General features: G+C 71.9%; 6 protein-coding genes and 1 pseudogene. 4 read left to right on the top strand and 3 right to left on the bottom strand.

From position 1 onward, the window contains the following. Together ABT297_RS24160 and ABT297_RS24155 are read left to right on the top strand one after the other, a co-directional pair. Nucleotides 1–273 (top strand): annotated as a pseudogene (locus tag ABT297_RS24160) (phospholipid carrier-dependent glycosyltransferase); the annotation flags it as partial. Nucleotides 274–432: 159 nt separating this feature from the next. Beyond that, on the top strand, nucleotides 433–1,026 hold the full coding sequence (locus ABT297_RS24155) for a biotin transporter BioY (protein WP_350553449.1): 594 nt from the start codon (nucleotides 433–435) through the stop codon (nucleotides 1,024–1,026). A 154-nt stretch (nucleotides 1,027–1,180) separates the two neighbouring features. Here ABT297_RS24155 and ABT297_RS24150 read toward each other — a convergent pair whose 3' ends face one another. After that, a complete protein-coding gene (locus ABT297_RS24150; RefSeq protein ID WP_350553447.1) occupies nucleotides 1,181–2,275 on the bottom strand; it encodes a sporulation protein in 1,095 nt (364 codons plus the stop codon). A 283-nt stretch (nucleotides 2,276–2,558) separates the two neighbouring features. On the opposite strand from ABT297_RS24150, the gene ABT297_RS24145 reads away from it, so the two are divergent. Further along, the gene (locus tag ABT297_RS24145; RefSeq protein ID WP_350553445.1) at nucleotides 2,559–3,122 is read left to right on the top strand and encodes a hypothetical protein; all 564 of its coding nucleotides are present in this window, start codon (nucleotides 2,559–2,561) and stop codon (nucleotides 3,120–3,122) included. A gap of 84 nt (nucleotides 3,123–3,206) precedes the next feature. Here ABT297_RS24145 and ABT297_RS24140 read toward each other — a convergent pair whose 3' ends face one another. Both ABT297_RS24140 and ABT297_RS24135 read right to left on the bottom strand, forming a co-directional pair. Beyond that, nucleotides 3,207–4,754, bottom strand: coding sequence for a tannase/feruloyl esterase family alpha/beta hydrolase (locus ABT297_RS24140; RefSeq protein ID WP_350553443.1), 1,548 nt, complete (start codon nucleotides 4,752–4,754; stop codon nucleotides 3,207–3,209). 80 nt (nucleotides 4,755–4,834) lie between these two features. Further along, nucleotides 4,835–5,338, bottom strand: coding sequence for a MarR family winged helix-turn-helix transcriptional regulator (locus tag ABT297_RS24135; RefSeq protein ID WP_350553441.1), 504 nt, complete (start codon nucleotides 5,336–5,338; stop codon nucleotides 4,835–4,837). A 74-nt stretch (nucleotides 5,339–5,412) separates the two neighbouring features. Here ABT297_RS24135 and ABT297_RS24130 point away from each other — a divergent pair, with 74 nt between their 5' ends. Further along, a complete protein-coding gene (locus ABT297_RS24130) occupies nucleotides 5,413–6,639 on the top strand; it encodes an MFS transporter (protein ID WP_350553439.1) in 1,227 nt (408 codons plus the stop codon). The last annotated feature ends 45 nt before the right edge of the window (nucleotides 6,640–6,684 follow it).

Raw genomic sequence — 6,684 nt, 5'->3', positions numbered from 1 at the left:
CCGTGGTTCAACGAGATGCCCGAGCACCGCACGATGTTCTACTTCTACGCCCTGCCGGCCGAGCCGTTCCTGGTCCTGGCCGTGGTCTACGTGCTGGGCGCGATCATCGGCCCGGCCGGCACCCCGCGCCGGACCGTCGGCGCGGCCGTCGCCGGCGTCTACGTCCTGCTCGTCGCGGCCTGCTTCGCGTACTTCTACCCCATCTACTCCGGCATGGGCGTCACCGCGGCGGAATGGCTGTCCCGGATGTGGCTCGGGTCGCGATGGATGTGATCATGCGCGGACCTGGCCGGACAGGCAGCCGACGGCGTCGGTTAGGGCGGCGGCCGTGCGGGGTGCGTGACGAATTCGACGGTGACGCGGGTCGCTGCGCCGGTCGCCGGGCGGATCGGCAACGTACAGTCCGCTGAGCAGATCTCTCCTGGAGGCTCAATGAGCGACACGTACGCCGTCCCCCGCCGCGTGCTGGCCGATCTGGTGCCGGGGGCCCTGGCCCGCGATGCCGTGCTCGTCGGTCTCGGCGCCGCGCTGACCGGTGCCGCGGCGCAGGTCGCCGTGTCCATCGAGCCGATCAGCCCCGTCCCGCTGACCGGGCAGACCCTCGCGGTGCTTCTGGTCGGGGCGGCGCTCGGCCCGGTGCGCGGCGCCGTGTCGATGGTGCTGTACCTCGCCGTGGGCATGCTGGGCGTGCCGTGGTTCGCCGACGGCGCAAGCGGCGCCGCGCTCGTCTCGCTCGGCTATGTCATCGGGTTCGTCGTCGCCGGCGTCGTGGTCGGCGCGCTGGCCCGCCGCGGCGGCGACCGGACCCCGCTGCGGACCGCCGGCACGATGGTGGTCGGCAACCTCTGCATCTACGCGTTCGGCGTGCCGTACCTTGCGATGGCGGCACACCTTTCGCCCACGAAGGCGCTCGACGCGGGGGTCGTGCCGTTCCTGGTGGGCGACGCGCTCAAGGTGCTCCTCGCGACGGCGTTGCTGCCGGCGGCCTGGGCCGTGGTGCGGCGCGTGCGGGACAACCGGGGCTGACCTCCGCCGCCGTGCGGGCTCACCGCCGCTCAGGTCGGCGGTGCGCCCGCCGGCGTCCTGTTCGCCCGGTTCTACGGCGATGTCCCGGGCTTGACGTCAAGCCCGGGACATCGCCGGCACGGTCGAGCTGTCGCCGCCGCGTGGCGGCCGATGATCAGAAGTCGAAACCCCCGTCGTCGAAACCGCCGTCGAAGCCTCCGCCGTCGAAGCCACCTTCGCCGAAGCCGCTGTCGCCTCCGGCGTCATCGAACCCCGCGGCGGCCTGGGCGTCGCCGTCGGAACCGAACGCGTTACCCATCATGTCGCTGATGACCATGCCGCCGAGGAAACCCAGCGCGGCACCGCCGACGCCGGCGGCGACGGCAGAGCCCATGCCGGGCCGCCGCTTGTAGCCACCGTACTGATACGGCTGGCGGCCCTGGTAGGCGTACGGACGGCCGTGGCGGCCATACCCGACCTGCTGCTGCGGCTGCTGCGGCTGCAGGAACGCGCCCGTCGCGGCGGCCTGGCTCTGCTGCAGGACCGTGGTCAGCCACCGGTCGACCTCGTTGATCCAGCCGTCTTCGTCGGTGTCGAGGCGTTCGAGGTCCGCCGCGCTGAGGTGGTGGCGGTCGCCCGCGCCGGGCCGGGCGGCGAGTTCGACGACGACGGTGAGGTCGTCGGCGCCCGGGACGACGAGGAACACGATCTGGGGGATGTGCGGGCCGGGCTGCTGGCCTTCGGGCAGCGGCGCGTAGAAGGTCACGGCGTGGGCGGCGGGGACGCTCAGGCCGGAGCTCGGGCGCAGTTCGCTGCGGACGAACCGGGCGCCGATGGTGCCGAGCGCGTCCATGATGCGCTGCTGGACCGGACCGGCGTCGAGCGTGACCGGGTCGAAGTCGCTCTTGGCGCTGCCGGACGCGACGGTGACGTGCGTCCGCACGCCGACGGTGAGGCCGGGCAGGTTGTGGCCGTAGAGGGCGGTGAACGGGGCGTGGGCGGGAACGGGCAGCGTGAACGGCACCGACGGGGTGCTGCCGCTGGTGATGTGCAGGCCGGCGGCGACGCGGTGACGGGCGAGCTCGATCTCGCCGAACGAACCGCTGGCCAGCAGCTGCAGGTCAACGGCGGTGACCTGGCTGTCGCTCTTGGCGCGCAGGTTGACCTGGCCGGTGAGCGTGCCGCCGGGCGTCGCCGATTGCGGGGCGATGACGGTGTCGACCTGGACACCGCCGAGGCCGAGGCCGGCGAGCAGCTTCTTGAAGACCATCAGCGCTTGCCTTTCTGGTAGCGGGTTCGGTGATGTGCGGCCTGATGTGTTGCGGTGCGCGGTGCTCGCACATGCCGCGGATGGCCGAGAGCTCGCTCTGCCGCTGAGCTGACCAGACACTATCACGTAGAACTGTATGGTCTCTCCAAGGCTATGGGCAGACTGCCTCGAACCGGCATGCCTGTTGGCGGTTATCGGTGGTGGGTTCACCCGGGTGCGTGCAGGCGTTAGGGTCCAACTGGGCTAATCTCCGCCCGATCCCATCAGTTGCAAGGCGTTTGCGATGTACCACGAGCAGCACCGTGCCGAGGGCCGTGGGCGGTCCTCCCAGCACCGGCGGCCCTTCGGCCGCGGCCGGCATGCGGCGGTCCGCCGGGGCGCCGGGTTGTACGTCGCCGCGGTCGTCCTGGCGGCCGTGGCGATCGGCTCGTGGTATGCGTCAGGGTCGCCGGCCGGTTCCCCGGGCTCGGTCGCGCAGGCCGCCCCGGCGCCTAGCGGCCACGCGGGCCAGACGCCGCTGATGGAGAGCGCCGCGTCCGCCGCTGACCCGCGCCTGGGCGACCGGCCGAGCCGGCAACCGGCGGCGTCGCTTGACGCGCAGCCCAAGCCGACGCCCACCCAGAAGCGCACCACGGCGGCACCGCGGACGCCGACGGCGTCGCCGCGGCCCGGTTCGGGTCAGGCCGGGCCCGTCGTCACCCCGGGCGCGCCGACCGTGACCTCGGCCCCGCCCGTCACCCCGCCGACCTCGGTCCCGTCGGCGTCGCCGTCGCCGAGCGCTGACAGCCCCTCCGCGGACCCGAGCCCGTCCGACACGGACGCGCCGGCGCCGTCCGGTGGCGGCTGATCCCGCACCCAGCGGTCGACCGCCTCGACTTCGACGTGCGGCCCGGTGCGGTGACCGGTTCCTCGTCGGGTCGTGGGGCCCTGGTCAGCACACCTGCGGGTAGCGACACAGGTCAGTTGCGGTCTTGCGGCCCATCGCGTTCCTTGCCGTCGCGGGCAGCGTGTCCGGCGCGCGGCCGTGTTCGACCCAGTCGACGAGGGCGGCGAGCGGCTCGGTCGGGGCGGGTCCGGCCCCGCCCGAGCAGTGGCCCAGGCCCGGGGCGAGGAAGAGGCGGTAGAACCGGTCGGTGGCTTCCGCGCCGCCCATGGACGCCTCGACCCGCCGGCGGTACTCGATCGTGCCCTGCGGGAAGACGACCCGGTCGGCCAGCCCGTGCCAGGTGATCAGCTTGCCGCCGGCGGCGCGGAACGCGGACAGGTCGGGGTCGTCGGTGCCCATGATGCCGTGGTAGCGGGTTCGGGACTGCTGGAACAGCCGCTCGAACTCGAAGCGTCCGATCGTGGACGTGTCGAGGTCGGGCCGCTGTTCGAGGAAGTACTTGATCCAGTTGTCCGCGACGGAGAACGGCGCACCGTGCGCGGGTCCGAAGGGGGAGCTTGCGGTGCCGGCCAGCGGGGTGAAGGGCGTGCCGCGCAGCAGGCCATACCAGAGCTGGCTTCCCGACGTGCTCCGGGGACCGTCCCAGATCTCGCGGACGATGTCGGCGACCGCCTGGCCGATGCGCACCGTCCTGCCGTGGCAGACGATCGTCCGGCCGACCAGCGTGCCTGGGTCGAAGCCGCACAGCTCGGGCCGGCCGATGACGCCATCGGTGGCGCCGTCATCGGCGTCGCAGGCGGAGACCGCGGCGCGGTTGAAGGCGTCGAATTCGCACGCGCTGGGGTAGATGCCCGCGTCGTGCATCACGACCTGCGGCCAGAACTGGGCCATGGTGAGCCGATCCCAGTTGATGGCGGGCGCCGCCGCCAGGATGCCGTCGAAGTCGGCCGGGTAGCGCTGGGCCTCCATCAGGCCCTGCCGGCCGCCGGTCGAGCAGCCGTTCCAGTACGAGTACGCCGCGGGCCGGCCGTAGAAGTGGGTCGTCACCTGCTTGCCGATGACGCTCATCTCGTGCACCGAGCGATACGCGAAGTTCGTCAACAGCTCCTCGTTCACCGTCCCGCCGGGGTCGAGGGCCCAGTCCGGCCGCCCCGAAGGGCTGGTGCGGTCACCGGCGTCGGTCGAGGCCGCCGCGTAGCCACCGCGTACGGGTGGGACGAGCGCGCGATCGGATCCGCCGGCGGAGAACCCACCGCCCCCGACCGCCTGGAATCGCCCGTTCCAGCCCGTGCGCGGCAGCCACACCCGCACCCGCACCCGGTCGCCGGCCCCCGGATGGGTGAGCACGACGGTGACGTCGCAGAAGGCCGGAACGCCCACGACCACGTGCCCCCCATCGGGCAGGAGGGCGGCCCCGCCCGGGTGTCCGGCCGCGGTCACGCTCAGGACGCGCGCACCGGAGACCTGTGGCCGGGGCACGGCCATGCACCCGCGTGCGCCGTCGATCCCGGCCGGCGTGGGCACCTCGGCGACCGGCAGTACCAGAGCGGCCAGGACCGGCAGCGCCTTGAGGCGAGCTGACAGGCGTCTCATCGCTATCTCCCGGGCCGCGTGCCGACACCGACGAGCGTTGGCTACCCAGCAGAGGGCGATTCAGAACAGCTCCAGCAGGATCAGTCAGCACTCTCGATGACGGTGGTCAGCTTCTTGAGCAGCCGATTCAAGCCGGCCAGTTCCCTGTCGGACAAGGCGCCCAGCAGTTCCTCCTCGGCACGGCCGCGCAGCGCCATCGCCCGTCGCCAGATGGCCACGCCCGCGCTGGTGGCCTCGATGTTCACGCTGCGACGGTCGATGGAACTGGGGGTGCGCTTGATGTAGCCGGCCTTCTCCAGGCTGTCGAGCCGACCGGTCATACCGGCCGGGGATACACCCAGGTCTTCCGCGAGCGCCCGCGGCGATGCGTGACCGGGCGTGTCACGGACCATCAACATGTGCAAGGTCTCGTACTCGAAGTGCTGCAGACCCACCGCAGTGACCGCCGCGTTGGTGCTCTCCCGGAAGTAGCGGGCGATCCGCGCGAGGCGAACCGTGGCGGCCTCGACCTTGTCGTCGAAGGGCGTGTCGATCCAATGGTCCCGCCAGCGGGCGACATGTCGATCGGCGAAGTCCTGGCCCATGATCGAATACTAGCAGCCGTTCGCCAGCGAAAAGTTCGTTGACAAAAAATTCGCTAGCGAAATACCTTGCGGTTATGACCGATGTCTTGCTCCCGTCACGGGAGACGACCTCGCCCTGGCGTTCGACGCCCTTCCGCTGGCTGCTGGCCGGACGCACACTGATCGGTCTCGGGTCGGCGATCACTCCCGTGGCCATGGCGCTCGCGGTGCTGCATCTCGGCGGCTCGGCCACCGACCTGGGCCTGGTGGTGGCCGCTTACGCGCTCGTCGATGTCATCACCACCCTCTTCGCCGGCGTGCTCGGCGACCGGTTCTCCCGCACGCTGCTGATGCGCGGCGCCGCCGTGCTGGCCTGCCTGTCCCAGGCCGTCGTGGCGATCAGCCTCGCGACCGGCCTCGCGAGCGTGCCGATGCTGGCCGTCATGAGCGCCGTCAACGGAGCCCTCGCCGCGATCGCCGGGCCGAGCTCCCGCGCCGTGCTCCCGCAGACGGTGTCCGCCTCGGCGCTGCCGACCGCGGTCTCGGTGCTGCGGCTGTCGCAGAACACCGCCATGGTCGCGGGCTTCAGCCTCGCCGGCCTGCTGGTCGGGCTGTTCGGACCCGGCTGGGCGATCGGCGTGGACGCCGCGACCTTCGCCGCATCGGCGGTCTGCTTCACCGCCATGAACGTCAAGCCCTTGGCCGCCCCCGCGGCGCGCTCGGTGCTCAGCGACCTGGGCGCCGGAGCGCGCGAAGTCTTCCGCCACACGTGGCTGTGGATGCTCCTGGTGCAGGCGTTGATCTATCACCTGATGTACGGCGGCGCCCAGGGCGTCCTCGGCCCGGTCCGGATCACCAGGCTGTTCGGCGAGGCGGCGTGGGGCTGGGCCCTGGCGGCGCTGATGGTCGGTTTCATGGTCGGTGGCGTCATCAGCCTGCGGTACCGCCCCAGTCGGATGCTGTTCGCCGGCACGGCCTTCCTCGCCCTGACCGCCTGCTTTCCGCTGGCGATGGCCTTACCCGTCCCGCTGCCGGTCATGCTGCTCGGCGCCTTCCTGCACGGCCTCGGCCTCGAGGTGTTCAGCGTCAACTGGGACCTGGCGATCCAGCAGAACATCGCCCCCGACAAGCTCGCGAGAGTCTTCGCCTTCGACCAGGTCGGCTCGTTCGTGATGCGACCGCTCGGACTGGCGCTCACCGGTCCTGTCGCTGAGAGCGTCGGCGAACGCGGCTGGCTCCTCGTCATAGCGGCCGTCATGGCCGCGGCGACCCTCATGGCGCTGCTGCCGTCCTCCGTGCGCGACCTTCGACGCCAGTCCTGAACGCGCCGTGGACGGCGGACGCCGGCTCGAGCGGGTGAACGCACA

The sequence above is a fragment of the Dactylosporangium sp. NPDC000555 genome, from assembly GCF_040300025.1.
Classification (GTDB): Bacteria; Actinomycetota; Actinomycetes; order Mycobacteriales; family Micromonosporaceae; genus Dactylosporangium.
The sequence above is the reverse complement of the archived record's forward strand: the minus strand, read 5'-3'. Positions and strand labels throughout refer to the sequence as shown.

Excerpts from the sequence above, each read along its gene's own strand:
- ABT297_RS24140 (WP_350553443.1), bottom strand. The coding sequence starts at position 4,754 with ATGAGACGCCTGTCAGCTCGCCTCAAGGCGCTGCCGGTCCTGGCCGCT.
- ABT297_RS24145 (WP_350553445.1), top strand. The coding sequence starts at position 2,559 with ATGTACCACGAGCAGCACCGTGCCGAGGGCCGTGGGCGGTCCTCCCAG.
- ABT297_RS24130 (WP_350553439.1), top strand. The coding sequence starts at position 5,413 with ATGACCGATGTCTTGCTCCCGTCACGGGAGACGACCTCGCCCTGGCGT.
- ABT297_RS24135 (WP_350553441.1), bottom strand. The coding sequence starts at position 5,338 with ATGGGCCAGGACTTCGCCGATCGACATGTCGCCCGCTGGCGGGACCAT.
- ABT297_RS24150 (WP_350553447.1), bottom strand. The coding sequence starts at position 2,275 with ATGGTCTTCAAGAAGCTGCTCGCCGGCCTCGGCCTCGGCGGTGTCCAG.
- ABT297_RS24155 (WP_350553449.1), top strand. The coding sequence starts at position 433 with ATGAGCGACACGTACGCCGTCCCCCGCCGCGTGCTGGCCGATCTGGTG.